The organism is Kribbella sp. NPDC003557 (assembly GCF_040610805.1).
Lineage (GTDB): Bacteria > Actinomycetota > Actinomycetes > Propionibacteriales > Kribbellaceae > Kribbella.
In genome coordinates this window covers 740,771-767,461 of the sequence record NZ_JBEXMY010000004.1, presented here as the reverse complement: position 1 = coordinate 767,461, position 26,691 = coordinate 740,771, and the positions used below count along the sequence as shown (strand labels likewise).

24 protein-coding genes are annotated in these 26,691 nt (G+C 70.7%); 13 read left to right on the top strand and 11 right to left on the bottom strand.

The window, feature by feature from the left end:
- Nucleotides 1-73 precede the first annotated feature (73 nt).
- Nucleotides 74-1,789 carry a ubiquinol-cytochrome c reductase cytochrome b subunit gene (locus tag ABZW60_RS19995; protein WP_355478805.1) on the top strand — a complete coding sequence of 572 codons (1,716 nt, stop codon included), beginning with the start codon at nucleotides 74-76 and terminating at the stop codon, nucleotides 1,787-1,789.
- Between the two features lie 26 nt (nucleotides 1,790-1,815).
- Nucleotides 1,816-2,685, top strand: a complete 870-nt coding sequence (locus ABZW60_RS19990; RefSeq protein ID WP_355478803.1) for a MerR family transcriptional regulator — start codon at nucleotides 1,816-1,818, stop codon at nucleotides 2,683-2,685.
- A gap of 3 nt (nucleotides 2,686-2,688) precedes the next feature.
- Here the strand turns inward: ABZW60_RS19990 and ABZW60_RS19985 are convergent, their stop codons facing one another.
- The 4 genes from ABZW60_RS19985 to ABZW60_RS19970 are packed head-to-tail and all read right to left on the bottom strand — an operon-like array spanning nucleotide 2,689 to nucleotide 5,593.
- Nucleotides 2,689-3,480, bottom strand: a complete 792-nt coding sequence (locus ABZW60_RS19985) for an anti-sigma factor (RefSeq protein WP_355478801.1) — start codon at nucleotides 3,478-3,480, stop codon at nucleotides 2,689-2,691.
- Entirely contained in the window at nucleotides 3,461-4,039 is a 579-nt protein-coding gene (locus ABZW60_RS19980; protein ID WP_355478799.1) for a sigma-70 family RNA polymerase sigma factor, read from the bottom strand. The genes ABZW60_RS19985 and ABZW60_RS19980 overlap by 20 nt, the downstream gene beginning before the upstream one ends.
- 25 nt (nucleotides 4,040-4,064) lie before the next feature.
- A complete protein-coding gene (locus ABZW60_RS19975; RefSeq protein WP_355478797.1) occupies nucleotides 4,065-4,757 on the bottom strand; it encodes a sortase in 693 nt (230 codons plus the stop codon).
- Complete coding sequence (locus tag ABZW60_RS19970) at nucleotides 4,754-5,593, bottom strand: DUF4397 domain-containing protein (protein ID WP_355478795.1); 840 nt, start codon at nucleotides 5,591-5,593, stop codon at nucleotides 4,754-4,756. Before ABZW60_RS19970 ends, ABZW60_RS19975 begins: the two co-directional genes overlap by 4 nt.
- A gap of 168 nt (nucleotides 5,594-5,761) precedes the next feature.
- On the opposite strand from ABZW60_RS19970, the gene ABZW60_RS19965 reads away from it, so the two are divergent.
- The gene (locus ABZW60_RS19965; RefSeq protein ID WP_355478793.1) at nucleotides 5,762-7,099 is read left to right on the top strand and encodes a TIGR01777 family oxidoreductase; all 1,338 of its coding nucleotides are present in this window, start codon (nucleotides 5,762-5,764) and stop codon (nucleotides 7,097-7,099) included.
- A 15-nt stretch (nucleotides 7,100-7,114) separates the two neighbouring features.
- Here the strand turns inward: ABZW60_RS19965 and ABZW60_RS19960 are convergent, their stop codons facing one another.
- From ABZW60_RS19960 to ABZW60_RS19950, 3 genes are all read right to left on the bottom strand, one after another.
- Entirely contained in the window at nucleotides 7,115-8,344 is a 1,230-nt protein-coding gene (locus ABZW60_RS19960) for an NAD(P)/FAD-dependent oxidoreductase (protein WP_355478791.1), read from the bottom strand.
- Nucleotides 8,345-8,384: 40 nt separating this feature from the next.
- Nucleotides 8,385-9,878, bottom strand: coding sequence for a cryptochrome/photolyase family protein (locus ABZW60_RS19955; RefSeq protein ID WP_355478789.1), 1,494 nt, complete (start codon nucleotides 9,876-9,878; stop codon nucleotides 8,385-8,387).
- A gap of 283 nt (nucleotides 9,879-10,161) precedes the next feature.
- Entirely contained in the window at nucleotides 10,162-10,920 is a 759-nt protein-coding gene (locus ABZW60_RS19950; protein WP_355478788.1) for a GAF and ANTAR domain-containing protein, read from the bottom strand.
- A gap of 125 nt (nucleotides 10,921-11,045) precedes the next feature.
- Between ABZW60_RS19950 and ABZW60_RS19945 the strand changes: the two genes are divergently transcribed.
- On the top strand, nucleotides 11,046-11,663 hold the full coding sequence (locus ABZW60_RS19945; RefSeq protein ID WP_355478787.1) for a hypothetical protein: 618 nt from the start codon (nucleotides 11,046-11,048) through the stop codon (nucleotides 11,661-11,663).
- Nucleotides 11,660-12,124: an RDD family protein gene (locus ABZW60_RS19940; protein ID WP_355478785.1), complete on the top strand. Its 465-nt coding sequence runs from the start codon at nucleotides 11,660-11,662 to the stop codon at nucleotides 12,122-12,124. Before ABZW60_RS19945 ends, ABZW60_RS19940 begins: the two co-directional genes overlap by 4 nt.
- A 21-nt stretch (nucleotides 12,125-12,145) precedes the next feature.
- Here ABZW60_RS19940 and ABZW60_RS19935 read toward each other — a convergent pair whose 3' ends face one another.
- Both ABZW60_RS19935 and ABZW60_RS19930 read right to left on the bottom strand, forming a co-directional pair.
- On the bottom strand, nucleotides 12,146-12,526 hold the full coding sequence (locus ABZW60_RS19935) for an SHOCT domain-containing protein (protein WP_355478783.1): 381 nt from the start codon (nucleotides 12,524-12,526) through the stop codon (nucleotides 12,146-12,148).
- A 21-nt stretch (nucleotides 12,527-12,547) separates the two neighbouring features.
- Nucleotides 12,548-12,769 (bottom strand): hypothetical protein, encoded by a 222-nt coding sequence (locus ABZW60_RS19930; RefSeq protein WP_355478781.1) that lies wholly within the window; start codon nucleotides 12,767-12,769, stop codon nucleotides 12,548-12,550.
- A gap of 211 nt (nucleotides 12,770-12,980) precedes the next feature.
- Here ABZW60_RS19930 and ABZW60_RS19925 point away from each other — a divergent pair, with 211 nt between their 5' ends.
- The 8 genes from ABZW60_RS19925 to glsA all read left to right on the top strand — a co-directional run bounded on the left by ABZW60_RS19925 (nucleotide 12,981) and on the right by glsA (nucleotide 24,249).
- Nucleotides 12,981-13,877, top strand: a complete 897-nt coding sequence (locus tag ABZW60_RS19925; protein WP_355478779.1) for a YhjD/YihY/BrkB family envelope integrity protein — start codon at nucleotides 12,981-12,983, stop codon at nucleotides 13,875-13,877.
- A 108-nt stretch (nucleotides 13,878-13,985) separates the two neighbouring features.
- Entirely contained in the window at nucleotides 13,986-14,492 is a 507-nt protein-coding gene (locus tag ABZW60_RS19920; protein WP_355478777.1) for a hypothetical protein, read from the top strand.
- A gap of 32 nt (nucleotides 14,493-14,524) precedes the next feature.
- Nucleotides 14,525-15,358 carry a c-type cytochrome gene (locus ABZW60_RS19915; protein ID WP_355478775.1) on the top strand — a complete coding sequence of 278 codons (834 nt, stop codon included), beginning with the start codon at nucleotides 14,525-14,527 and terminating at the stop codon, nucleotides 15,356-15,358.
- Between the two features lie 127 nt (nucleotides 15,359-15,485).
- Nucleotides 15,486-18,140 carry a LuxR C-terminal-related transcriptional regulator gene (locus tag ABZW60_RS19910; RefSeq protein WP_355478774.1) on the top strand — a complete coding sequence of 885 codons (2,655 nt, stop codon included), beginning with the start codon at nucleotides 15,486-15,488 and terminating at the stop codon, nucleotides 18,138-18,140.
- Between the two features lie 121 nt (nucleotides 18,141-18,261).
- Complete coding sequence (locus tag ABZW60_RS19905; RefSeq protein ID WP_355478772.1) at nucleotides 18,262-19,791, top strand: leucyl aminopeptidase; 1,530 nt, start codon at nucleotides 18,262-18,264, stop codon at nucleotides 19,789-19,791.
- Nucleotides 19,740-21,455: an AbgT family transporter gene (locus ABZW60_RS19900; RefSeq protein ID WP_355478770.1), complete on the top strand. Its 1,716-nt coding sequence runs from the start codon at nucleotides 19,740-19,742 to the stop codon at nucleotides 21,453-21,455. The genes ABZW60_RS19905 and ABZW60_RS19900 overlap by 52 nt, the downstream gene beginning before the upstream one ends.
- A 9-nt stretch (nucleotides 21,456-21,464) precedes the next feature.
- A complete protein-coding gene (locus ABZW60_RS19895; RefSeq protein ID WP_355478768.1) occupies nucleotides 21,465-23,261 on the top strand; it encodes an SLC13 family permease in 1,797 nt (598 codons plus the stop codon).
- A gap of 1 nt (nucleotide 23,262) precedes the next feature.
- A complete protein-coding gene (glsA, locus tag ABZW60_RS19890; protein ID WP_355478766.1) occupies nucleotides 23,263-24,249 on the top strand; it encodes a glutaminase A in 987 nt (328 codons plus the stop codon).
- Here glsA and ABZW60_RS19885 read toward each other — a convergent pair.
- Together ABZW60_RS19885 and ABZW60_RS19880 are read right to left on the bottom strand one after the other, a co-directional pair.
- Nucleotides 24,246-25,388, bottom strand: a complete 1,143-nt coding sequence (locus tag ABZW60_RS19885) for a trypsin-like peptidase domain-containing protein (protein WP_355478764.1) — start codon at nucleotides 25,386-25,388, stop codon at nucleotides 24,246-24,248. The two genes, glsA and ABZW60_RS19885, sit on opposite strands and share 4 nt — an antisense overlap.
- 164 nt (nucleotides 25,389-25,552) lie before the next feature.
- A complete protein-coding gene (locus tag ABZW60_RS19880) occupies nucleotides 25,553-26,536 on the bottom strand; it encodes a lysylphosphatidylglycerol synthase domain-containing protein (RefSeq protein ID WP_355478762.1) in 984 nt (327 codons plus the stop codon).
- Nucleotides 26,537-26,691: the final 155 nt, after the last annotated feature.

The window sequence follows — 26,691 nt, the reverse complement described above, 5'->3', positions numbered from 1 at the left end:
GTGCATAAGTTTGGTTCGACGGCTCCCGGGTACCGGCGAGCCGGGACACAACCGACACGGCGGGCGGCAACCGATGGCACAGGAGCAGCTTCCGGCGGCGGTCAGGTGGGCTGACGACCGTCTCGGGATCGCGAAGATCGGGAAGAAGAACCTCCGGAAGATCTTTCCGGACCACTGGTCGTTCATGCTCGGCGAGATCGCGCTCTACAGCTTCCTGATCCTGGTGCTGACCGGCGTGTTCCTGATGCTGTGGTTCAAGCCGTCGATGGCCGAGGTCGAGTACCAGGGCTCGTACAGCATGCTCAAGGGCCTGCGGATGTCGGAGGCGTACGAGTCGGCCCTGAACATCTCGTTCGACGTCCGCGGCGGTCTGCTGATGCGCCAGATCCACCACTGGGCCGCGGTGCTGTTCGTCGCCGCGATGAGCGTCCACCTGTTGCGGATCTTCTTCACCGGCGCGTTCCGCAAGCCGCGCGAGCTGAACTGGCTGATCGGCATCGTGATGCTGTTCCTCGGCGTGGTGGAAGGCTTCATCGGCTACGGCCTGCCCGACGACCTCCTGTCGGGCACCGGCCTGCGGATCACCCAGGGCCTGGTGCTGGCCTCTCCGGTGATCGGGAGCTACCTGGCGTTCTTCATCTTCGGCGGTGAGTTCCCCGGTGACGACTTCGTCTCCCGGTTCTTCACGGTCCACGTGCTGCTGATCCCGGGGATCCTGCTGGCGCTGATCACGGTGCATCTGTTCCTGGTCGTGTACCACAAGCACACGCAGTACCGCGGACCCGGCCGGACCGAGAAGAACGTCGTCGGCTTCCCGCTGTTCCCGGTGTACGTCGCGAAGGCGGGCGGCTTCTTCTTCGTGGTCTTCGGCGTGACCGCGCTGATGGGCGCCCTGCTGCAGATCAACCCGATCTGGCTCTACGGGCCGTACAACCCGGCCGAGGTGACGGCGGGTTCGCAGCCCGACTGGTACATGGGCTGGCTGGACGGCGCCGTCCGTCTGATGCCCGGTGTCGAGTCGCACTTCTGGGGCATCACGATCAGCTGGAACATCTTCCTGCCGGCCTTGCTGGTGCCGCCGCTGTTCATCGGGTTCGTTGCCCTGTACCCCTTCCTCGAGGCGTGGATCACCGGCGACCGGCGCGAGCACCACCTGCTCGACCGGCCGCGCGACAACCCGACGCGGACCGGCGTCGGCGTCGCGATGATCACCTTCTACGGCGTGCTGTGGCTGAACAGCGGCAACGACCTGATCGCCACGCACTTCCACAGCTCGATCAACGCGATCACCTGGACGTGCCGGGTGCTGATCGTCGTCGGGCCGGTGCTCGCGTTCTGGATCGCCCGGCGCTGGGCGATCTCGCTGCAGCGGGCGGACCGGGAGCGGCTGCTGCACGGGCGGGAGAGCGGCATCATCGTGCGCGCGCCCGACGGCGGGTACGCCGAGAAGCACGAGGAGATCTCGGTGTACGAGGCGTACGCGCTGACGGCCCGCGACCGGGACACCGTGCTCGACGAGCCGCCGGAGGCCGACGACAACGGGGTCGCCCGACCGTACCGGCGGCGCGACCGGGTCCGGGCCGCGCTGAGCCGCTTCTACTTCGCGGACGCCGTACCGAAGCCCACCGCCGCCGAGCTCGACGCCGCACACGCCGATCGCGCCGCACACGCCGATCGCGCCGCACACGCCGATCGCGCCGATCGCGCCGGCGAGGCCGATCGCGCCGTCGGGGCCGGTGGTGCCCGGGAGCTCGAGGCCGCGGCCCGATCGGAGCGCTCCGACACCTAGCCCGTCGTCTTGACTATCGTAGAAGGATGCCGAACCGTCCGAGTGCCTCCCGACGCGCCGTCCCGGAGGAGATGGTGTGGCCGGTGGGACGCGTCGCGGAGATGCTCGGTGTACCGACGGTCACGATCCGGAGCTGGGAGCGGCGCTACGGCATCGGCCCGTCGCAGCGCAGCACCGGTCAGCATCGTCGCTACTCGGCGGACGACGTGGCCAGGTTGCGCCGGATGATCGCGTTGATCGCGAAGGGCGCCGCGCCGGTGGACGCCGCGCGGCTCACCGCGGGTCCCGGAGTGGGCGTCACCGAACCCGACGCGCTGCTCGCCTCGGCGGAGTCGTACCGGGTCGCCACGATGGCGGAGCTCCTCGACAACCTGCTCCAGAAGCGTGGTGCCGGGCCCGCCTGGAACGAGGTGGTGGCGCCCGCGTTCCACGAGCTGGAACGACGGTTCACCGCTGTCGGTGACTGCATCGATCTGACGTTCCTGCTGGCCAGGACGGTCGAGGACGCGATCGAGCGCTACATCGCCGGCCGCGGCCTGCAGCACAGCGGGCGGCCGTGCCTGCTCGCCATCTGCCCGGACGAGCGCCACACGTTGCCGATGACGGTCCTGCGGGGGTGCCTGCTCGAGCGCGGCCTTCCGGTGATCGCGCTCGAGGCCGGGCTGAACGACGACGCCGTGGTGGCGGCGGCCGAGCGAACCGATCCCACGATGGTCGTGCTGTGGACCACGCTTCGGCGCAGCGGTCAGACCGCGCTCAGCCGGCGCCTGCAGCGTCAGGGGCATCAGGTTCTGAAGGCGGGTCACGGCTGGCCCGGTCCTGAGCGTGAACTGAACGACCTGGACGGGGCCGTGACGCGCATCGTCGCGGCTTCTCGCCAGTTGCAGCGGGCCTGATCGTCAGCTGGGCAGCGTTCCCCGGATGATGCTGTCGTGGGAGTGCTCCGGGTTGCCGTCGTCCGGTTCGAGCGAGATGTCGACGATGCGGTAGCCCTGGCCGGTCAGGTCGGACGGGATCTGGAAGGTTCCGCCGGTGCTCGGGTTCAGCACGCCGAGCGAGATCATCCGTTTGCCGTCCTCGTTGATCAGCCAGACCTCGTAGAAGCCCGGCTTCGCCGCCAGCCCGGTCGCGGTCACCTTCAGCTCGATCCCGTTGGCGCCCCGGAGCAGGTCGGCGTTACCGTCGCCGGACTTCCCGGCCAGGGGCTCCAGTCTGGCGACCGCCTCGGAGGTCGGCCGATCCGAGTCGTCGGAGGTGACCAGCACCGCGCCGAGCGCACCGACCCCGATCCCCACCACCCCAGCAACACACGCGGCAATGGCCAACGCCGTCCTGCCGATGGGTCGCCGCGCTCGCCTGAACTCAGCAATGGAGGAACCGGGTGAGGGCGGCTCTGGTTGGGTGTGGGCGGTGCTGTTGTTCTGGTTCGGCGTGGTGGTCGGGGCGTCGGGTGGGGGTGCCTGCGTCGACGACGCGTCGAAGGCGAGTTCGGCGCCGATTCGGGCCCAGACGTCCGCGGGGGGCGTGTCCAGGCGTGGCAGGTCGCCGATGTGACCGGCTACTGCCTGGAGTTCCTTCAGGCTTTCGCGGCAGTGGTCGCACAGTCGCAGGTGATCGGCGGCGGCGTCATCGGGTGTTTCGCCGTCGATGACCCACTGGGCCAGCCGTTCCTCATCCAGATGTGTCGTCACCTTTCACCTCCTTCAGTCTGTCACGCAGGTGCAGCAGGCCGCGCCGGACGTGGCTCTTCACGGTTCCGAGCGGCAGCTCGAGCTGCTCGGCGATCGCGGGGTACGTCTGGTCTTCGTAGAAGGCGAGGCGAAGGATGGTTCTGCGCGGGTCGTCGATCTTGGCCAGCTCGTCGGCCAGGAACACCTTGTCGACGGTGTCCTGGTCGACGCGCTCGGATGATACGTCGGTGTGCAGCAGGCCGCCGGCCGCCTCGGCCTTGCGATGTTCCCGGGCCCGGGCGGCGAGCCGGTCCGCGATGCGGTGCCTGGTGATACCCGTCAGCCAGGCGCCGAGCTCGCCCTGGGACGGATCGAAGTTCGTCCGCCCGCGCCAGGCGGACACGAACACCTGCTGGGTCACGTCCTCGGCGTCGGCGCGGTCCCCGAGAACTCTCAGGGCCAGGGTGAAGACCAGGCCTGACCACTGCCGGTAAGCGTCCGCGAGGCTCTGCTCGCGCCCTTCCGCCAGACCTTTCGCAATGTCGGCCGGCGACGGCGCGCCGGCCTCGATGCTGGTCACAGACGGCACTGTAGCGAATCCCCCATCAAACCGGCGCCGCCGTGACGACGAGGTTGTCCCGGTAGCCGCCGCCGTTGCGATCGTACGGCCCGCCGCAGGTGATGATCCGCAGCAGCGGAGCACCGTCGCGATCGAAGACCCGGTCCAGGGCCAGCTTGGACTTCGCGATGTCCTCGACGGTCCGGACCCGGTACGTGCTCGTCGAGTTGTCGCTCAGCCGGATCGCCACCGTGTCGCCGGGCCGGGCCTTGCGGAGCCGGGCCAGCGGACCGACGCCGTACTGCTTGCTGTCGAGGTGGCCGCCCAGGACGACGGAGCCTCGCTGGTCGGTGGTACTCGGCCCGAAGCGGTACCAGCCGATGACGGCCGGATTCGGCGGCAGCTCCATCTGCCCGTCGGCCGCGACACCGACGGCTACGACCGGTACGTCGAGCCCGATGGCGTCGAGCCCCAAGCGGGTCGGCAGCGCCGCCTTGGTCGCGGTCGGCGGATCGGCCGGCCGGACGCGAATCCCGTTGCCGGCCGTGGCCGGGGGAGCGGACGGAGCGGTAGGCCGCGCCGGTGAAGGGGTGGTGGGGGACACCGACGCGGTCTGCTCCGTCCGCTCGCTTCGGTCACTGCCGGCCGGTGCTGCGCCGGAGGACGAGCAGCCGGCCGCCAGGCCGAAGACCGGGAGTGCGGCCATCAGGACGACGGCCGCACCGCGGGTGGTTCTCACGACCGGGCACGCTGCCGGATGGCCGCCGTACCGAAGCCGATCATGCCGAGAGCAACCAGGCCCAGAACGCCGGTGAGCCACAGCATGCTCGTGGACGAGTCCTGCGCGGCGGCCTGACCGCCGGTTCCGCCCGGGACGCCGGACGGGTTGCCGTGCAGGCCGCTGATCGTCTGGACGGCCAGCTTCAGGTTCTTGTCCGCGGCGCTGCCCCAGGCGTAGACGATCGTGTTGGTGCCTTCCTTGAGGTTCACGTCGGCCGGGCCGATCGCGACGGTCGACGTTCCGGCGAGGACCACGTCGGCCTTGACCGTGCCGGCCGGCAGGTCGGCCTTGGCCTCCTTCGGGTTGGTCAGCCCCTTGAACACGGGCTTGCCGCTCGCGCGGACGTCGACGGCGGGGGCCGCCGCGTCGTGCCGCACGGTGATCCGGGCCTGGCCGGCCGAGAGCTTGGAGACGTCGTTGACGTACGGCGTCAGCACCGGCTTGCCGGCCGCGGACAGGTGCGCGACGACGGTGATGTTGGCGCCGCCCGGCACCTTGACGTCGTTCGCCTGGATGACCGCCGCACCTCCGGCGCCCGCACCGGCCGCGGTGACCTTGAGGTCGTACGTGCCCTCCGGGAGTTTGACCGGGTCGGTCAGGGTACCGGGCTTGAAGTTGGTCAGCAGTGCCTTGCCGTTGGCGTAGACGTCGACCGTCGCACCGGGCACCGCGTGCAGTACTGACACGGACGAGGTGGCGGCCGGCTTCGCCTCGGCGCTGGCAGCCACGGCTACCGGCGCGCCGGCGACCACGAGGCCGGTGGCGAGCAGTGCACTGACTCGACGCACGGACATAGGAACCCTCCTAGGATCGGACTACTTACTCCCTCTTCCGACGCAGCCGGCGGCACGGATGCGGGGCCGGCGAAATTTATGCAGAAGTGAGGCATCAAACCCTCGGCGGTTCGTGAGATGCTGGCCGGCGTGGGGAACCCAGCAGGCCCGATCCGGAGGTAACCGTTCATGGGACTCACTCGTTCGGCTGTTGTCGCGGCGCCGCGGCCGGAGGTGTTCGCCTGGCACGAGCGGCCGGGAGCGATCGTCCGGCTGACGCCGCCCTGGATGCCGGTCAGCATCGAGCAGGAGGCGACGGACCTGGCCGGCGGCACCGCGGTGCTGGGTTTCCCGCTGGGCTTCCGCTGGATCGCGCGGCACAGCTCGGCCGAGGCGCCGGAGCGGTTCGTGGACGAGTTCGACACGCCGTTGGCGCGGCAGGTCGTGCAGTGGCGGCACACCCACGAGTTCGTTGCCGAGGACGACGATCACACCAGGGTCGTCGACGACATCCGCAGCAACGTCCCGGGATTCCTGTTGCGTTCGATGCTGGACTACCGGCACCGGCAACTGGCCGACGACCTCGCCGCGCAGCAGCGGGCGCGTGCCGCGGGGATGCGCCCGCTGACGATCGCCGTGACCGGGACGCACGGAACCATCGGCCGCTCGCTCTGCGCCCTGTTGAGCACCGCCGGTCACACCGTCGTCAAGCTGGTCCGCGGCGAACCGCGCGACACCGGCGAGCGTCGCTGGGACCCGGCGAGCCCGGATCGCGCATTGCTGGAAGGGATCGACGCCGTCGTCCATCTGGCCGGCGCCTCGATCGCCGGCCGCTTCACACCGCAGCACAAGCAGCAGTTGCGGGATTCCCGCATCGGTCCGACCACCGTCCTGGCGGAGCTCGCGGCCACGACCGACACAGGACCGTCGGTGTTCGTCTCCGCGTCGGCGATCGGGTACTACGGCGCCGACCGCGGTGACGAGGAGCTGGCGGAGGACAGTGCCCCCGGCGAAGGTTTCCTCGCCGAGCTGGTGAGCGACTGGGAGCAGGCGACGGAGCCGGCGGCCGCGGGCGGGCTGCGGGTCGTGCAGGTCCGGACCGGGCTCGTGCAGACGCCGGCGGGCGGCACGCTGAAGGCGCTCTACCCGTTGTTCGCCGCCGGTCTCGGCGGTCGCCTCGGCAGCGGCAAGCAGTGGCAGGCCTGGATCGGGATCGACGACCTCCTGGACATCTACCACCGGGCGCTGTACGACGAGCAGCTCAGCGGTCCGGTGAACGCCGTCGCACCGGAGCCGGTCCGTAACCAGGAGTACGCGGACACGCTGGCGCGGGTCCTGCATCGGCCGGCGCTGGTGCCGACCCCGTCGTTCGGCCCGCGGCTCGTGCTCGGAGCCGAGGGCGCCAAGGAGCTGGCCGAGGCCAACCAACGTGTGGTGCCGACCCGCCTTGCCGGGGCCGGGCACGTGTTCCGGTACTCGGAGCTCGAACCTGCCCTGCGGCACCTCCTCGGCCGGCCGCAGGGCTGATCGCGCGGCCCGCGGTCACCGCGCGAGATCGCGAGCGACTGCTGCTGCCACCCGCCGCCCGGACACCAGCGCGCCCTGGATCGAGCTGGTGTCCCGGTGGTCACCGCAGACGTAGAGCTGTGTTCCGACCTTGGCCGGACTGGTGAAGACGTGGTTCGACTTCATCCGGGGCAGAGCGTGCGGGATGCGGTACTCCGCGACGAGCTCCCATCCACTGGTCGACGTCCGGTAGAGCTCACCGAGCCGGGACCTGATCGCGCTCACTGCGCCGGTGTCGCCCGGGACCGACGCCTCGACGAGGGCCCGCCCGCCGGGCGCGTAGGTCGGCGCCACTTCGCTCATGACCGCCGTGTTCATCAGCGAGCCGGAGGCGCCGTCGAGCAGGAGCGTCGGGCGGCGGAGCGGCGGCTCGTCGACCGCGAAGTACCAGGTCGTCACGCCGCTCCACTCCGGGGCGCGCATCCCCGGTACCAGCGTGGACGCCGCCGCGCCGTCGGTCGCGACCACGACGGCCCGGGCTTGCAGCGGTACGGCGGAATCTGCCGTTCTGACGGCTCCACGGTCGACCGAGGCGACGGTTGTGGACAGGCGGAGTGCATCGTCGGTGACGAGGCCGGCGAGGGCGCGCGGCAGCATCCGCATCCCGTCGGCCGGTACTGCGGCGCCGCCCCGGACGAAGCACCGCCAAAGCAGGTGGAGCAGCTTGGAGTTCGTCGTCAGCTCGGGATCCAGGAAGACCCCGGCGAGGAACGGCCGGAAGACCTCCTCGATCGTGGGCCGCGAGATCCGCCACCTCGCCAGCTCGCGGCCGGTCTCGGTGGGTACCGCCGCGCGGATCCGGTTCGGGGCGACCGTGGTGTCGCGGAGCGTGAGGGCACCGACCGCCAGCGCGTCCAGCGGGCGCTTGGCCGCGAACCGCGCCAAGGACAGCAGGGTCTCGCGGTCCCGTGCGGAGAAGTCGAGGTCCCACCTGTCGTCGCTTCCCTGGGCGACCACACCGCGGCTGAAGAATCTGAGGTCGAGGCTCTGCGGGTCCAGCAGGCGCCGAAGCTCCGGGTACGCCGGGAGCAGCACCTGGAAGCCTCGATCCAGGAGGAAGCCGTCGACCACGTCCGTGCGCACCCGGCCGCCGACCTCGTCGGATCCTTCCAGCAGCAGCACCCGCAGGCCCGCGGCCTGCAGGTGGACGGTCGCGGCAAGACCGGCCGGCCCTGCTCCTACAACGATCACGTCGGCGTCTTCCACGACCTGTTCCTTCCGGTCCGTCGATGGTCGATCCGCTCGATCAAGGGGCTTCGGAGCCTCGGTCGTGCTCCTGGAGGACGACCTCCTCGATGCCCTCGAGCGTTTCCAGCTGTTTCAGCGGGCGTGCCAGTCGATGGTTGTCGCGCAACCGCTCCGCGTTCCTGCTCAGGAACCACCAGTACCCGGCGCTGAACGGGCACGCGTCGGGACCGACGCGCACCTTCGGGTCGTACGGGCAACTGCCGCAGTAGTCGCTCATCTTGTTGATGTACGCGCCGCCCGCGGCGTACGGCTTGGTGGCGAGCAGGCCTCCGTCGGCGTGCTGGGACATGCCGACGACGTTGGTGACCATGACCCAGTCGTAGCCGTCGACGAAGCTGCGGTGGAACCAGTCCGTCACCTGGTCCGGACGCCAGCCGCGCTGCAGCGCGTAGTTGCCGAGGATCATCAGGCGCTGGATGTGATGCGCCCAGCCGTTCTCCCGGACGCCGCGCAGCGACTCGGACAGGCATCGGGCCTGAACGTTGCCCTCAGCATCCAGATCCTGGAACCAGTCCGGTACGTGGCGGCGTGCGTTCAGCGCGTTCCGGGTGCGGTACTCCTGGTCGAAATGCCAGTACAGATGCCAGGTCCAGTCACGCCAGCCGATGATCTGGCGGACGAAGCCCTCGACCGCGGCGATCGGTGCGTGCCCGGAGCGGTACGACTCCTCGGCGGCTTCGACGACCTCGAGGGGATCGAGCAGGCCCAGATTGAGCGGAGCGGACAGCAGCGAATGCGCCATCCAGTCGTCACCCGCGAGCATCGCGTCCTCGTGCGCGCCGAAGACGGGCAGCCGATGCTCGACGAAGTGTTGCAGGGCGGACAGGGCTTCGGAGCGGGTCACCGCGAACCGCCGCGGACCGTCCGATCCGACGAAACCGACCGAGTCGTCGCGTTCCCACCGATCCAGGTCGTCGCGGACCTGGACGTCGATCTCGTCCTCCTCCGGCCACCACGGATCGGGTGCGCCGAGCCGGCTGCTGCCCCGCGGTGGCGGTTGCCGGTTGTCGTGGTCGAAGTTCCAGCGACCGCCGGCAGGTGTGGTCCCGTCCATCAGGATCTCCCGCCGGACGCGGACGTCGCGGTAGAAATCCTCCAGCAGCAGGCGCCGTCGGCCCCGGTTCGCGGCCCAGTTGGCGAAGTCCGCGCGGCTGGTCACGAAACCTCTGGCCGGCAGGACGGTCACCGACTCCTGTCGTTCGACGAAACGCTGCGCGGCGTGCGTCGTCGGTCCACAGACCGTCAAGGGCTCGTCGATCTGGGCGAGAGCGGCGGTGTAGGTGTCCGCCTGGACGAACCTCGCCTGGCGACCCAGCTCGACGGCACGGTGGCGCAACGCGGACAGCACCAGATGTGCCTTCTGCCGGTGGAAGCGGCGCCGGGCGAACGCGTTGCGGGACTCGACCAGCAGCACCGGTTGCCGCAGCTGATCGAGAAAGTGAGGTCCGAGCTGGTCCGCGAACAACCAGCGGCGCCCGAGGTCATCGGCCATGCGGACGCGCTGGTCGAGCCGCTCGGCTACGCGGTCTCATCGGGCTCCTTCGGCTCGCCGGCTGGACACCCCAAATCTATGCACAGTCGATGCAATCCGGAAACCGCAACGCCTGTCACGGACCGACGTACATGTCTGCCGAAGCGTTGGGTACCGGTGGGTCGCGAAGTTGACCGGTCCGCCGTTCAGCAGAGAGCGCGGACCCGGCCCGCTGATTGCCTTCCCGGATCCGTTGGGGAACCGGGAAGGCAATCAGCCGCCTCGATCCGCCCTCAGTCTGTCCTCAATCTGCCCGCAGGCCGCGCTTGCGGAGCGCCGCGGAGAGCCCGTCGTTGTTCTGTGCGTCGACGAATTCGCGGGACAGTTCGCGGAGCTTGATGTTGCCGTCCTGGGAGCACCGTTTGAGGACGTCGAACGCCACACTCGAGGTGATGCCGTACCGGTGCATCAGCAGTCCCTGGGCCTGACCGATCAGGTTGCGGGTGACGAGTGCCGTCCGGAGCTGTTCGATCAGGGTCCGGCTGTCGTCGAACAGCTGGATGTTGTCGAAGGCCACCCCGGCGTTGAGCGCGAACAGCAGCGCCACGTCGTACGACGTGCTTCCGAACGCGTCCGGGGCGGCGGAGAACAGGCTGAAGGCCGCCGCCGCGTCGCCTTCGGCAGGCAGCGGCAGGAACAGGCAGCTCCGGTAGCCGGCGTTGATCGCGGCGGCGGCGAACTTCGGCCAGCGGTGGTCCGCGGCCAGGTCGCCGATCCGGTGCGGTTCGCCGTACACCAGCGCGTCGTGTAACGGACCGTCAGCGGCGATCAGCTGAGCGGTGAACATGGGCTGGGCCGGCTCGGAGGTCCGGTCCGTCGCGTCGTGCCGGGCGACGATCTCGACCTCGTCGTCCGCGAGCACCGCGATCGCGGCGGCGTCGCAGTCGGGCACGGTCCGCACGATCCGGCTGACGAATCGGCCCAGCGTGCTGGTGACGTCGTCGTCCTCGACCAGCCGGCTGATCTCGGCCAGCTCCTGCGCCAGTCCCATGATGTCGTCCATGCCGCCATCATGCGTCATCGGCGCCGGGAGCAGCGTCGGCCACCCCGTCCGGCACCTCATCCGCAGCCCTCGTCTCGCCCGCTGTGGATGAGGTGCCGGACGGGATCGTGTGCCGATGATGAGGGATGGACACGGCAGAGGCGTCCGGGCCGGACGAGCCCGGTTCGGCAGCGCATCGGGGTCCGGGTTTCGCCCTCGATGTGGTCATCGGGGCCTCGACCCTGGTGGTCGCGCGCACCGTCGCCGCCGGTCGCGGTGCGAAGCAGGCTGTCGCCACGGTCCTCCAGGTGCCTGGACGCGTCCAGGTCCCCGGACACGATCGCGTGGACAGCTGGGTGGTCGAGCTGGCGCGGCGCGGCGAGCGGGAGCAGGACGAGCTCTGGGATCGGTTGACCTCGTTGAGTGACGACGTGGTCCGTACCCTGCTGCGCCTGGTGCTCGACCGGATCGACCTGACCGAGACGGTCAAGCGGTACGTCGACGTGAACAGCATCGTCCAGGACGTCGATCTCGACGCGGTGGTCGGCCGGATGGACATCGCGGGCCTGGCCGAGGGCGTGATCGCGGAGGTCGACGTCGCCGAGATCATCCGCCAGTCGACCGGTTCGCTGACCTCCGACACGGTCCAGGGCGCGCGGATGCAGGGGATCTCGGGCGACGACGCCGTGGACAGGGCGACCGGCCGGATCCGGGTGCGGTTCAGCCGCAAGCATGCACCGACGGCGGCGCGGACGGAGCCGTGAGCCTGGGTGCGGTCCCGGTGGGGGCGCGGCCGTACCAGGGGAAACCGGCTGGGCTGGTGAGCAGGGCCGCCTCCGGGATCGTCGACGTCGTCTTCGTGCTCGCCTTGCTGGCGGCCGGATACCTGGCGGTCAACGGTGCGCTGTTCGTCGTCGACCCGAGGAAGTTCCATTTCGTGAGCGTGTCGTCGGTGGTGAGCCGGACGGTCGGCCTGTGCGTGCTGACCGGCTACCTGTTCGTGGCGTGGTGGTTGAGCGGGCGGACGTACGGCTGCCGCGTGATGGGGCTGCGGGTCGTCGGCGCCGGCGGACGACCGGTGCGGTCCTACGTCGCGTTGGTGCGGGCGGTTCTCTACGTCGCGTTCCCGATCGGGCTGCTGCTGTGCATCTTCGGCCGTCGCCGCCGTTCGCTGCAGGACCTGCTGCTGCGAACGGCGGTCGTCTACGACTGGCGGGTCCACTAGCCGCCGCTGTTCACACAGCCCTCACGCCGCCAGCGCCTTCGCCTTCAGCGTGTCGAACTCGCTCTGCGAGATGGTGCCGTCGTCGAGCATCGCCTTGGCCCGGGCGATCTGATCGGCCGGCGTGGCCGTGCCCGCGACGTCCCGGATGTAGTTCTCCTGCTCGTGCCGCGCGGCCCGGGCACTCCTCGCCTGGCGCTCCGCCATGGACCCGCCGCGCACGATGACGTACACGAGCGCGGTCAGCAGCGGCAGGAAGAACAGGCAAATGATCCAGATCGCCTTGACGATGCCGGAGGTCTCCCGGTCACGGAAGATGTCCGTCAGGATCCAGAACAGCATCATCAGGTACGCGACGAACGCGAAGCTGATGATGATGAACCACACGACGTCCCAGAATGACATGTCAGTTCCCTTCTCGCCGGATCACCCGGATCGGGTGACTCGCGGTGGTGGTACCTGGACGACCTCGATGATCGTGACGCCGAGCGTGTCCAGGTGATTCAGTACGCCGGCCAGCGCCGCCTGGTCGTCGAGGTCGCCGTGCAGGACCGTCTGCGCGGGTTCGTGATCCGCGGCCAGCGAGGGAAAGACGTCGGTCAGCTCCGGCGACAGATCGCCCTGCACCCGAATGACGTAATGAGCCATGTCTCTGCCCTCTTCCGTGCTCGACAGCGCCGACTCTGCACCGCCTCCGGCCGCCGGGCATCACCCTTCCTGGGGGAGCGAGGGGCCCGGACGCGGCCCTCATCCGTGCGGGGTGAGTCCGCCGGGTGCTCGCGCGCCTAGCGTCGGACTGCGGGCGCTGGACCGGGACCGACGGCGGACGCACCGGCCCGGCGACGGCGAAGGGCGGCGAATGAAGCGGGAGTGGGCCGAGCATCCGCGTGTGCGGCGATTCGTCGAACGGGTCCGGACGACCCTGATCGGCCGGATCGTCGTGGCCGCACTCGAGATCCGGCTGTACGACCGGGCGCTGACCCTGGCCGGCAAGGCCTTCATCGCGCTGGTTCCGCTGCTGATCGTGGTGGCGACGATGCTCAGCGGCTCGGGTGCGCTGGCGCTGGCCGACTGGCTGATCGACAAGTTCGAGCTCACCGCGGGGGCCGCCGACGCCGTCCGTTCGTTGTTCGGCCGCCCGCCGTCGGCGTCCGGCGGCCTGACGATCCTGAGTGTCCTGACGGTCCTGGTGTCGGCGAGCAGCTTCGCGCGATCGGTCCAGCGAACCTACGAGACGGCATGGAAGCTTCCCGCCCGGGGACTGCGCGGCACCGTCCACGGCATCCAGGGCGCGTGCCTCGTCCTCCTGATGCTGATGGCGCTCGCCTACCTCGCGAGCCTGGCAGACGAGTTGCCCGGCGGCCGGATCGTCACAGTCCTGGCACAGACCGTCGTCGCGGTCCCCGGCTGGTGGGTCGCCAGTTGGCTGTTGCTGACCCGGCGGGTGGCGTGGCGCCTGTTGCTGCCCGGGGCCGTCGTCAGCGCGTTCGGCCAGGTGCTCGTGGGCGCCGTGGGCAGCCGGTACGTACCGCACCTGATCGAGCAGAACGCGGAGCGGTACGGCGTCATCGGCGTGGCGATCGCGCTGATCTCCTGGCTGGTGATCCTCGCGCTGCTGATCGTCGCGTCGGCCGTCGTCGGCGCCCAGGTGGGCGCCACCCTCGCCGAGCGCGAGACCCGCGCGTCAGGTCCGGATCGCGCCCGGGCGGGTCAGCGCCCGGATCACCCGGATGTCGAGGGCGATCAGCAGGAGTGACCAGGGCCGGCGGCTCCGGACTCACCCCGGACGGGTGAGCCGCACACGGCGCGCGCGGGGCAGGGTGGCACCTGAGCCGGACCATTTCGCGCAGATGGGTGACCCGCGATGAACCAACGCTTGCTGATGTCACTGACCGACGCCGAGCGGCTGCTGGTCGCGGAGACCGAGCGCGACGCCCTGAAGGGGCTCGACGAGGACGAGCTGCTGGAACTGCACCAACGGATCCGGCGGGCACGCACGAAGTACGTCAAGAACTACCGGCGGGCGGCGAGCGCCGGTGTCGCCGCCAGCGGCGGGCGCGGCATGGCGTACCCGAAGAACCAGCGTGACAGGGACAAGGCCGAGCTGTTCGAGTCGGTCCTGGCACGGGTCAGCCGTGAGGTCGCGGCGGCTGCGCGGCGGGCGTCGATGGAGCTCCGGAGCGAACGGCTCGCGGCGGCCAGGGCGGAGAAGCCGGCCGCCCTCACGGCCGCGACGACGCGAGCTGCCGAGCAGCCGGCGCCGGACGGCAAGCCGCGGGCACGGACCGTGAAGACCACCGGCGGCCTGAAGAAGGACGCGTCGACCAGGGCTGCGGGCGCGCGCCGCCAGGCCAAGCGCGACGCCCGCTGAGCACGGCACCCGACGCCGGGAAGGATCGACAGATGAGCACAGCTCGTCCGCTGCGGCGGGGCCGGTTCGCGAGGATCTTGGTGATCGGCGGTGCCCTGGTCGCGGTGGCGTTCGGGTACGGCGCACTGGCGCCGGACGGCGCCGCGGGCGCCGACGGACCGCAGTCGCAGCAGATCGAAGAAGGACGGAAGCTGTTCGCGGTCGGCTGCTCGAGCTGCCACGGAATCCACGCCGAGGGCGGCACGGACGGGGACGGCCGGTTCACCGGTCCGTCGCTGATCGGGGTCGGCGCCGCCGCGGTCGTCTTCCAGGTCGGAACCGGGCGGATGCCGGCCGTGCAGCCCGGCGCCCAGGTTCCCCGCAAGCCGCCGGTGTACACCGAGGAGGAGACCGCGGCGCTGGCGGCGTACGTCGCCTCGCTCGCGCCCGGCCCCGCCGTACCGCCGGCGGAGGCGTACGACATCAGCAAGGTCACCCAGGAGGAGATCACCCGCGGCGGCGAACTGTTCCGGACGAACTGCACGGCCTGCCACAACTTCTCCGGCCGCGGTGGTGCGTTGCCGAACGGCCGGTACGCACCGTCGTTGATGCACACCACGCCGCGGGACGCGTACCTCGCGATGCTGACCGGTCCGCAGCAGATGCCGGTGTTCTCCGACGCCGTGCTGCTGCCGGAGGACAAGCGGTCGATCATCGCCTACATCGCCGCCCTCCAGGAGCAGCAGGACCCGGGTGGGCTCGGCCTCGGCCGGCTCGGTCCGGTGTCGGAGGGCCTGTGGGGCTGGTTCGTCGGTATCGGCCTGCTGGTCGCGGTCGCCGTCTGGATCGGCCTGAAGGTGCCGACGGTGCCCCGGCGCCGTGAATGACCTGCGATTCTCAGGAAAATCCCGGATCGGCCTGCCCAAATGGTTGCGGAGCGCATAGTCTCGGAATCCTGGGGAGCCAAGAGGGCCTTGAGCTCAGGGGGCACGGCGGCCGGGGGAGGCGGGGCCCGTGACAGTCCCGACGCCGCAACACGACGGTGTGCGTCGTCAGGACCGCACGTCAGGCCGGATCCCCCAGCCCCCGCTGACCCTGGTGTCCCGTGAGCGGCTGCACTCCGCGCTCGACCTCGGGGTGCGGACCCCGCTGACGATGCTGGTGGCACCGGCCGGCACGGGCAAGACGGTCCTGCTGTCGGACTGGGTGGAGCGGCGGCGGCAGTCGGGACGGCCCGTGGTCTGGATCTCCGGTCAGGCGCCCGGGGCCCTCAGGGCCCAGCTGGAGCCCGCATCGGACACCGCCGGGCAGCCGGTGCCGGTCGTCGTCGACGACGCGCACCTGCTGGCGACCGCTGACATCGCAGCAATCGCCCGGGCGCTGACCCGGCCGCAGGCGGCAGTCCGGCTGGTACTTGCCACCCGCTACGACCTTCCGTTGCCGGTTCCGGAACTGGAGCTGAAAGGGCTGGCGCTGACGCTACGTGCGCGCGATCTGCGCTTCACCGATGCCGAGGCCACGGCTCTGGTCCGGGCGCACGCCCGGAACGCGACGCCCAACGACATCGTCGTGTGCCAGCAGAAGACGGCGGGCTGGGCGGCGGCGCTGGTCCTCGCCGCCCGGCGGGTCGCCGCGGCGGGCGACAGCGACGAGCTGTTCGTCAGCCAGCCGCCGGTGCTCGACCTGCTGCTCGGCGAGACCGTGACGACGCTGGACGAGCGCGTACTGGAGATGCTGCTGGGCACCTACGAGGCCGACTCGGTGACGGCGGAGATGGCTGCGGTGCTGAGCGGTGATCTCGAGGCCGGTCCGATGCTCAGCGACCTGGCGGCCAACGGGCTCCTGGTCACGGCGTACTCCGACGGTTCGGGCGGTGAACCGCTCTACCGCTATCACCCGCTGCTCGTCGAGTTGTTGCGCCGCAAGGTCGCGACCAGTCCGGAGGCCGCGCGAACGGTCGCGGACGCGCACCACCGGTCGGCGTTGTACTACGAGAATCACGGTGATGCCAGGACCGCGCTGCACAACTCCCTGCTGAGCGACGACGCCGAGTTCGTCGCTCACATTCTGCTGGTCCACGGTCCGGAGCTGCTCGCGGCCGGCGAGCAGAGCCTCGTCGCCGCGGGCCTCGACGCCCTCCCGGCCGGCTACATCGATGCGCACCCGCAGCTGCTCGGTGTCCGCGGCCTGACCCGGCTGGTGGCCGGCGACGTGACCGGGGCGGTGATGGACTCGGCCGCCGCGGACCGGTTGACGACCGCGCAGAACCGCGAGCTGACACCGGCCGACGACGCGCTGGCCGCGGACACGATCCTGCTCCGCCTGTGGGAGTCCCGCTACGGCTGGTACGACGTACACGCCGCCATCGACCGCGCCCGCAAGCTCCTGGCGGTGGACGGTCCGACCGCCGCGGGCCGGCACCGTCCGGTGCTCGGTCCGGAGCGGCTGGCCTGGTCTCTCATCGAGCTGGCCGCGGCCGAGACCTGGGCCGACGATCTCGAGGCCGCGCTCACCCATCTCGACGAGGCCCTCGTCACGGCACGCAGGGTCGGCCATACCCGGCTGATCGCCGCCGCGCTCGCCCATCGGTCCGTGGTGCAGTACGTGCGTGGCCAGGGACTGAGTGCGGCACAGTCGGCCCAGGCCGCGCTCGACACTGTGGGCGACGCGGAACTGCCGCAGGAGTACAGCGTCCGGGCTCATGTCGTCCTGGGGTTCGCGGCGTTGAACCAGCTCGATCTGGACAGCGCCCGGCACTGGCACCGGCTCGCCTCCTCCGCCGACATGGCCGGTGCCGACACCGTGGTCGCCGCGCTGTGCATGATGTTGCGGGCCGTGCTGCTGGTCGAGTCGGGACGCCTCGACGAGGCGTTGACGGAGATCAACACCGATCCCGCGGCGGCGGGCCCGTTGCCGTCGTTCCTCTCGCGGGATCTCGCCTTGCTGCGGTTCCGCCTGGCGGTTCTCATCGGTGACAAGCACGGTGTCGACCATCAGGTGCGGATCCTCGAGGAGACCGGCAACGATGCGGACGCGGAGCTCGTCCGGGCCGTCCTCTCGATCCAGGACGCCGACGCGAGAACCGCTGTGACGAGGATCGACGAGGCGCTGAGCGACCGGGAGGTGCATCCGCCGCTGGCGTGTGCGGCGGCGTCGTTCCGGACCGTGCTGCTGGTCCGTGCCGGTGACGAGTCCGCCGCCGAGGCCTCGTTGCTCGACACGCTGAACCGGGTGACGCCGCAACGTTCCCTGCACTCACTGGTCCCCGTGGGCCGGGAGACGGTGTTCCTCGACCAGGTGCGCAAGAACGTCGCCGGCCCGAATCCGCATCCGTTCGCCTCCGTCGTCCTGGAAGGGCTCTCGGGGTACCAGTACTCCTGGAGCGACGCGGGCGGGAAGACCCTGCTGGGCCGGACCCGGCCGGACCTGGCTGCCCCGGCCGTGCGTCACCTCGACGCCGTCGTCAGCGGTGTCCGGATCCGCCTCACCGCGCGCGAGGCCGATGTGCTGCAGCAGTTGGCGCTCGGATCGTCGTACAGCGAGATCGCCCAGGCGCTCTACATCACCGAGAACACCGTGAAGACGCACCTGATGTCGCTGTACCGCAAGCTCGGCGTCGAGAAGCGTTCCGCGGCGTTGCGCACGGCCCGGTCGGTCGGCCTGATGTAGCCGGCCGGAGATCACCTCCTGATCGGCGCACCTCACCCTAATCGGAGGAGCCGGTCCGCCGGGCCGCCTGATGGGATGCAGCGCGGGGGCCCAGCCGGCGGCCCCGGTTGGAGGACGTCTCGTGCCTACGCTTCCGGACGATTTCGATCCGATCCCGTCGACCCGTCGTCGACCCGCCGTCACCGTTGTCGCGCTCAAGCAGGCAGAGGTGGACGCGGACGCCCTCGCGGTCCCCGTGGCCGTCGGGGCGGAGGTGCCGGAGGAACTCGGCCTCGACGCGGCCGGGCTGGCGTCCGCCGGTTTCACCGGGGAGCCGGGACAGACGCTGGTGCACGCCCATCCCACCGGTCCGGCCCGGGTCGCGGTCGGTACGGGTACGCCGGACCGGGCGGATCCGACGGTCGTCCGCGACGTGGCCGCGGAGTTCGCCCGCGCGGTGCCCTGGCACCAGCGCCTCGCGATCGAGGTTCCGGCGCGGGAGACCGGCGCCGCCGCCGCGGCGTACGCCCAGGCTGTCACCGAAGGCGTCCTGCTGGCTCGCTGGCGGTACTTCCTCGGGCGCGACGCCGACCGTCCGGCGCTGGAATCCCTCCTGGTCGTGGCGTCCGAGGAGCAGGTCGACGCCGTCCGGACCGGTGTCGAACGCGGCCGGCTGGTCGCCGCGGCGTGCGGTCTCGGCCGGGATCTCGCGAACTGCCCGGCGAGCACGCTGTCGGCCGTCCGGATGGCCGAGGTCGCGCTCGAGGTCGGTCCACCGGCGGGGCTGCAGGTCGAGGTCTTCGACAAGGACCAGCTGGTGGAGCTGGGCTGCGGTGGCCTGCTCGGCGTCAACCGGGGCAGTGTCGAGCCGCCCCGGATGATCCGGCTGCGCTACCTGCCCGCCGAACCGACCGGCCGGATCGCCCTGATCGGCAAGGGGATCATGTACGACTCCGGCGGCATCAGCCTGAAGCCCAGCGACGAGTCGCACGCCCAGATGAAGAACGACATGACCGGCGCCGCGGCGGTCCTCGCGGCGATGACGGCACTGCGCGACCTCGGCTGCACCACCGCCGTGACCGGCTACCTGATGTGCACCGACAACATGCCCTCCGGCTCGGCGATGAAGCTCGGCGACGTGCTGCGGATGCGCAACGGGACGACCGTCGAGGTCCTGAACACCGACGCGGAGGGACGCCTCGTGATGGCCGACGCGCTGGCCCTGGCGACCGAGGAGCCCGTCGACGCGATCGTCGACATCGCCACGCTGACCGGCGCCTGCCTGCGGACGTTCGGCGTCGAGCTCGCCGGCGTGATGGGGAACAGCCCCGCCGTCGTCGACCAGCTGAAGCGGGCCGGCGAGGTCACCGACGAGCCTGTCTGGGAGCTCCCGCTGCACCGGCCGTACCGGGCGCAGCTCGACTCGCCGATCGCCGATCTCACCAATATGGGCGGTGTCAACGCGGGCTCGATCACCGCCGGGCTGTTCCTGGAGGAGTTCGTCGACGGGCACCCGTGGGCGCACGTCGACATCGCGGGGACGGCGCAGCTGCCGGCGCCGAGGACGTGGCGGAACAAAGGGGCGACCGGCTTCGGCACCAAGCTGCTGATCGAGTTCGCGTGCGCGTTCACGCCGCCCGCGGCCGACGGCCGGCCCGGGACGTCGCGGTGATCGCCAAGGCGGTGGGCGAGAAGCAGCCCAAGAAGGGAGCGATGCAACGGTTCCTCGACGGGATCGAGCGGGTCGGCAACAAGGTCCCGCACCCGGCGCTGATCTTCCTGGCGTTGATCGGCCTGGTGATCGTGCTCTCGCAGGTGCTCGCCTGGACCGGCGCGAGCGTGACCACCGAGGTCGCGGAGCCCGCGACCGTGCAGGTCGGGCCCGAGTACCCGGGGGGCACGAGTGTGCCCGGCAACGACGCGCCGCCCCCGCCCCCGGTGCCGCAGTACGAGGTGCACGAAGAGACCATCACGGCCAAGAGCCTGCTGAGCGGCGACGGCATCCGCTACATCTTCACCACCGCGGTCCAGAACTTCAACGACTTCGGGGTCGTGGCCGTGATCCTGGTCGCGATGATCGGCGTCGGCGTCGCCGAGGAGGCCGGCCTGATCGCGGCCCTGATCCGCAGGATGGTGAAGGTGGCGCCCAAGGGTGCGATCACGTTCATCATCGTGCTGCTCGGCGGCATCTCCAGCGTCGCCTCGGACGCCGGCTACCTGGTCCTGATCCCGCTCGGCGCGGCCGCGTTCGTGTCCCTCGGCCGGCACCCGCTCGCCGGGATCGCGGCCGCGTACGCCGGTGTCAGCGCGGCGTTCTTCGTGAACGTGCTGATCACGCCGGCCGACGGCATCATCACCGAGGTCACCAACGAGACCGTCGCGCTGGTCGCTCCGGACGTCCATCTCAACGTCACGCACAACTTCTACTTCAGCGTCGCGGCGACACTGTTCTGCGCGGTCGTGATGACCCTGATCACCGAGCGGCTCCTCGAACCCCGGCTGGGCAAGTACGACCCGGCCGAGGCGCCGGCGGACGCGCCGGCCGATCACCAGCCCACCGACGAGGAGATGGCGCTGGAGGCGCGCGGCCTGCGGTGGTCGGTCTACTACCTGCTGGTGGCCGTCGCGATCGTGTCGGCGCTGACCTTCATCCCGGGAGCGCCGCTGCGCAATCCCGACACCGGCGAGATCTTCGGCTCCTCACCGTTCATGAGCAGCCTGCTGTTCATCATCTCGATGCTGTTCCTCGCGGCCGGCCTCGGCTACGGCCGGGGCGCGAAGTCGCTGACCGGCAGCACCAACGTCATCAACGCGATCGTGAAGACCTTCAACGGCCTCGGCGGCCTGATCTTCCTGATGCTGCTGATCGCCCAGTTCATCGCCTACTTCAACTACTCGAACATCTCCAGCCTGGCCGCGACCGGTCTCGCGGACCTGCTGGAGCGCGCCGACATCGGCGCGCTGCCGCTGCTGATCGGCTTCATCCTGCTGGTCGCGGTCATCGACCTGATCATGCCCGGCGTGATCCCGAAATGGGCGATCCTGGCACCGATCTTCATCCCGCTGTTCTACCGCCTCGGGATCGCTCCGCAGACCGTGATCGCGGCGTACCGTGTCGGCGACGGCCCGGTCAACGTGATCACACCGCTGATGGTCTACCTGCCGTTCATCGTGCTGGTGTCCCAGCGGTACCGGAAGAAGGCCGGCCTCGGCACCGTGGTGTCGATGATGCTGCCCTACACCGCCATCGTCCTGGTCGCGTGGACGCTGTTCTACATCGCCTGGTACCTCATCGGCATCCCGTGGGGGCCGTCCGCTCCGGTCCACCTCGGCTAGGCCGAGGCGATGGACGACGGCACGCTGAGCCTGATCATCCTGGCGCTCACCGTCGCGGTGTTCGTCTGGAACAAGCTGCCGGTCGAGGTCGTCGCGGTGCTCACCGCGCTCGCGTTGTGGGCGACCGGCGTGCTCGGCTTCCCGGCCGTGATTTCGGGCTTCGGCGATCCCGTGGTCGTCTTCATCGCGTCCCTGTTCGTCGTCAGCGAGGGAGTCGACTCCACCGGTGTGACCGCCTGGGCGGGGCAGGCCATCGTGCGGTACGCCGGGACGACCCGCACCCGCCTGCTGCTCGCAGTATGTGGCCTGTGCGCGGTACTGACGGCGCTGATCACGCTCAACGGCTCGGTCGCGGCGCTGCTCCCACTCGTGGTGATGCTCGCTGTGCGCATCGGCGAACCGCCGTCGCGGATGCTGATGCCGCTGACCTTCGCGGGCAGCGCCGGATCGCTGCTGATGCTGACGGGGACGCCGGTCAACATCATCGTCTCCGAGGCCGCGAGCAAGGCCGGGGCCGGTGAGTTCGCCTTCTTCTCGTTCGCCGTGGTCGGCGTCCCGTTGGTCATCGGGACCATCGCCATCGCGGTGCTGGCCGGTCCGCGTCTGCTGCCGGCCGCTCGACCGGTGAATCCGCCCGCGGATCTCGCCCTGCACGCGGAGACGCTCGGTCTGCACTACTCGCGCAGCGAGGCCTTCTACCGCCTGCGGATCCGCGAACTGTCGCCGCTGCTCGGCCAGGAAGCGCGCGAACTCGACCTCACGCCGTACCCGGACCTGGTGGTCGTCGGCGTGCAGGACACCCAAGGCCGGTACCACGTGGACGCGGCGCTCGGTGTCGGCGACGTACTCGTGGTGAACGGGCCGCCCGAGCAGGTGCGGAGCCTCACCGCCGACGCCGGCCTGGCGGTCAGCAGGGTGCCGGGTCGCGTCGAGGACCTGATGACGCGGGACACCGGGGTCATCGAGGTCGTCGTCCCGCCGCGGTCGTCGCTGGTCGGCGAGACGGTGTTCCCGGGGATGCACCGCGGGCCGGACCTCGTGATCGTCGCGGTGCAGCGCATGGGCAAGGACCGCGGCAAGCGGCCGACGCGGCTGGCCGAAGGCGACGCCCTGCTCGTCCACGGCGTGTGGCCGGCACTCGAGGAGCTGACCAAGGACAGGGACGTCCTGCTCGTCGACTCGCCCGAGCTGATCCGGCGCCAGGCCGTGCCCTGGGGTCCCAAGGCATCGCTCGCGGTCGCGATCCTCGCGGCGATGGTGGTCCTGCTGGCGACCGGCGCGGTCCCGCCGGCGATGGCGGGCCTGCTCGCCGCGACCGCGACGGTGCTCACCGGAGTCGTCCGCCCGCAGCGTGCCTACCGCGCGATCTCCTGGCAGATCATCGTCCTGATCGGGGCGCTGATCCCGTTGTCCACGGCGATCCAGACCAGCGGCGGTGCGGACCGGATCGCCGACCTGATCGTCGAGGCGGTCGGACCGGGGCGGCCGTACCTCCTGCTGCTGGCGCTCTTCCTGCTCACGGCCGCTCTCGGGCAGGTGGTCAGCAACACCGCGACGGTGCTCATCGTGGCGCCGATCGCGGTCGCCGCGGCCCAGGGGACGGGGACGTCGGTCCAGCCGGTCCTGATGCTCGTCGCGGTCGCCGGGGCGGCGTCGCTGCTGACGCCGATCGCCACGCCGGCCAACATGATGATCATGAACCCGGCGGGCTACCGGTTCGGCGACTACTGGAAGCTCGGGCTGCCGGTGCTGCTGTGGTGGCTGCTCACCGCGCTCGTGGTGATTCCGCTGGTCTGGCGGTTCTGACGTGCCGGGCCTGGAACGGTACGTCTCGACCGGTGGGCTGCCGCCGGCGGACACGGTCGCCGGGCTCGTGCAGGCGGCGTACGAACGGTTCCGTGGGCGGACCGACGGGATGCTGAGCGAGGTGTACCCGGCGTTGGCGCGCGTCGATCCCGAGCTGTTCGGCGTCTGCGTCGCCGCCATCGACGGGCGGCTGTTCGAGGCGGGGGACTCGCGGCAGCCGTTCACGATCATGAGTGTGGCCAAGCCGTTCGTGTTCGCGCTGACCTGTCAGGCGATCGGTGTCGAGGCGGTCCGGGAACTGGTCGGGGTGAACGCCACCGGGCTGCCCTTCAACTCTGTCCGCGCGGTCGAGGAGTCGCCGGACGGGCGTACGAACCCGATGGTGAACGCGGGAGCGATCGCCACCGCCAGCCTGGTGCCGGGCGGTTCGCTGGAGGCGCGCTGGCAGTTCGTCGTCGAGGGACTGTCCGGCTTCGCGGGCCGTGAGCTCGTCCTCGACACCGAGGTGCTCGCGTCGGCGTCGGCGACGAACCACCGCAACCGGGCGCTGGCCGCGCTGCTCCGCAGTCTTGGTGCGCTGGACGGCGACTCGGACGACGCGACCGAGCTGTACACCCGGCAGAGTTGCCTGACGGTCACCGCGGCGGATCTGGCGGTGATGGGTGCGACCCTCGCGGACGGCGGGGTCTGCCCGACGACCCGGCAACGGGTGGTCGGCGCGGACATCGCCCGGGTCACGCTGGCGGTGATGACGATCGCCGGCCTGTACGAGACCTCGGGCGACTGGCTGCTCGATGTCGGCGTGCCCGGCAAGAGTGGCATCGGCGGCGGCATCGTGACGGTCTCGCCGGGCAAGGGCGCGCTCGGCACCTTCGCACCGCGGCTGGATCGGGCAGGGAACAGCGTCAACGGGCAGTCGGCCGCGAGGTACCTGGCCCGGGAACTGGGCCTCGACCTCCTGGCCTCGCAACCCGCCGCTACGAGCTAGGCCGCGGCCAGCGTCAGGGTGGCGGTGCCGGGCGTGCCCGAGCGGGTGTACTTGATCTCGAGGGTGTCGCCGGCCTGGCGGGTCAGCGTCGCCACCACGATCTGCTCGCTGCTGACCGCCGGATCGCCGTCGATCTCGGTGATGATGTCGCCCGCCTTCAACCCGGCCTTCGCGGCGGGCCCGCCGGCGTCGACCGACACCACGAACAGCCCGGCCGACGTTCCGAGCGCCTGCGTGACCGAGGCCGGGATCTCCTGCACCTGCAGGCCGGTCGTCGGGTGACCGGGCTTCCCGGTGTTGATGAGTTGCTCGGCGATCGGTTTCGCGAGATCGATCGGGATCGCGAAACCGAGGCCTACGCTCCCGCCGCCGCCGACGCCGGCGGCGTTCGGCACCGTGGCGATCGCCGCGTTGACGCCGACCAGCTGTCCCGAGCAGTCGACCAGGGCTCCGCCGCTGTTGCCGGGGTTGATCGACGCGTCGGTCTGGACGGCGCCGACCAGGTGGTGCGTGACACCGTCGCCGGGCACCGGCACGTAGCGGTCCAGCGCACTGACGATGCCGGACGTGACGGTGCTGCTGAGGCCGAGAGGTGCGCCGAGCGCGACGACGGGCTGACCGACCCGCAGGGCCGCGGAGGACCCCAGGGCGATGACGGGATAGTTCTTGGCCTCGTCGGCGGCCTGCAGGACGGCGAGATCCGTGCTCGGGTCGCGGCCGATGATCCGCGCGTCCGACGAGCGTCCGTCGCTGTACTGGACGGAGACGCTGCCGCCGTTCGCGGCGACCGAGATGACGTGGTCGTTGGTGAGGATGTAGCCGCCCTGCTTGATGATCTGGCCCGATCCGGTGCCGGCCTGCGCGCCGCGGCGTGCCGAGATCGTGACCACCGACGGCAGCACCCGGTCGGCGATCGGGGCCGCGGCGCACATCGCCGTACCCGGGTCCGCCGGGTCGGCCGCCGCCGACTGGTCGGTGCTGCCGCGATCGACCAGGAGCACGATCAGCGCGGTGACGAGCGCACCCACCAGCGCGCCGACCAGGACGGGGATCGTCAGGAGCTGCGCGAAGTGGAAGCGGCGTCCCGTGGTGGCGGGCGTTTCCTGCGGACCGGATGGAGTGCCGCCCGCCTGGGTCATCCCGACCTCCTCAGGTGCGGATCGGATCGAGTTCTACGCTTCCGCGACCGTCCCGAGCATAGGTTCGGCCTGCTGCCGGCAGGTCATCCACTCCGGGTGAATCCGGCCGCCGGCACGGCTCGGCCGGCCCGACTCACCCGAAACGGGTGATCCGGTGACACCGCTCACCGGTACCGCACAGCCTCCGTGCGTCGCCACCAGGCGATCGTGGACAGGCCGACCACGACCGGGAGGACCTGGACCGCGACCCGCCAGACCAGAAGTCCCGCGACGAGGCTCGTCGCATCCAGGTCGCTGTGCGACGAGACGAAGGCGGCGTACGTCGCGTCGAGGATGCCGGCGCCCATCAGCGGCAGACCGGTCAGCGGATAGATGACCAGGAAGCTGCAGGCGACGACGAGGAGGTCGGCCCGGTCGAGCGGTACGCCGACGAAAGCCAGGCAGAGCACGAACACGGCCGTCTCCGTCACGACCACGCCCACCAGACTCAGGCCGGCCAGCAAGCCCTGGCTGCGGACGTTCCGCGCGCTGTGCGCCTGGAAGTCCGTGAGTCGCTGCGCCCACGCGTCCGGGCCGGTGCTCGCCGGGCGTACGCGGCGGAGCGCGTGGCCGAGCAGTCGTCCCACCGCGGCGGCCGAACGCTCGGCGCGCAGCGCGTACAGCAGGCCGACCAGCAGCACTGCGGCCCCGGCTCCGAACACGAACGCCGCCCAGCCGAACGGGGCGTAGAACGACCGTCCGGCCCAGAACGTGAGGAATCCCAGCACGGGCGCGGCCAGCCGGGCTACGTAGAACAGGACCGTGCTCAGCGTCAGACCGGACGCCGCGTTCGTGGCGTCGATACCCCAGGAACGGATCATGGCCAGCCGGAGAACGACATCACCGGGCGACGGAGTCAGGGTGGCGACGGCCGCCGCGGCGACATCGTTCACCATGGCTCGCAGCTGACCCAGACCCGGTATGAACAGCGCGAGCGGAGCAGCCAGGACGAAGCGCCGGACGGCGACGGCTGCCAGCAGCGCGACCATCTGCCAGATCTCGAGATGGGTGAGCGCGTAGGCCACCTCGCTCCAGTCCACGCTGCGGAGCAGCCGCAGGAGCAACCAGCCGACGACCACGACGAGCAGGATCCTCGCGAGCCGCAGCACCGGTCGTGGGATCCGTCGAGCGGGAGCGGAGAGGTCTGCCACTCCACCCACGGTGCTGGCAGTCGGCGACGCGGGCCTCCCACGATCCGGGGGACCTGCCGACGGGCGGCAGACAGGCACTTCCGCCGCGGGATGCCGTCGCCCGGGACGGGGGA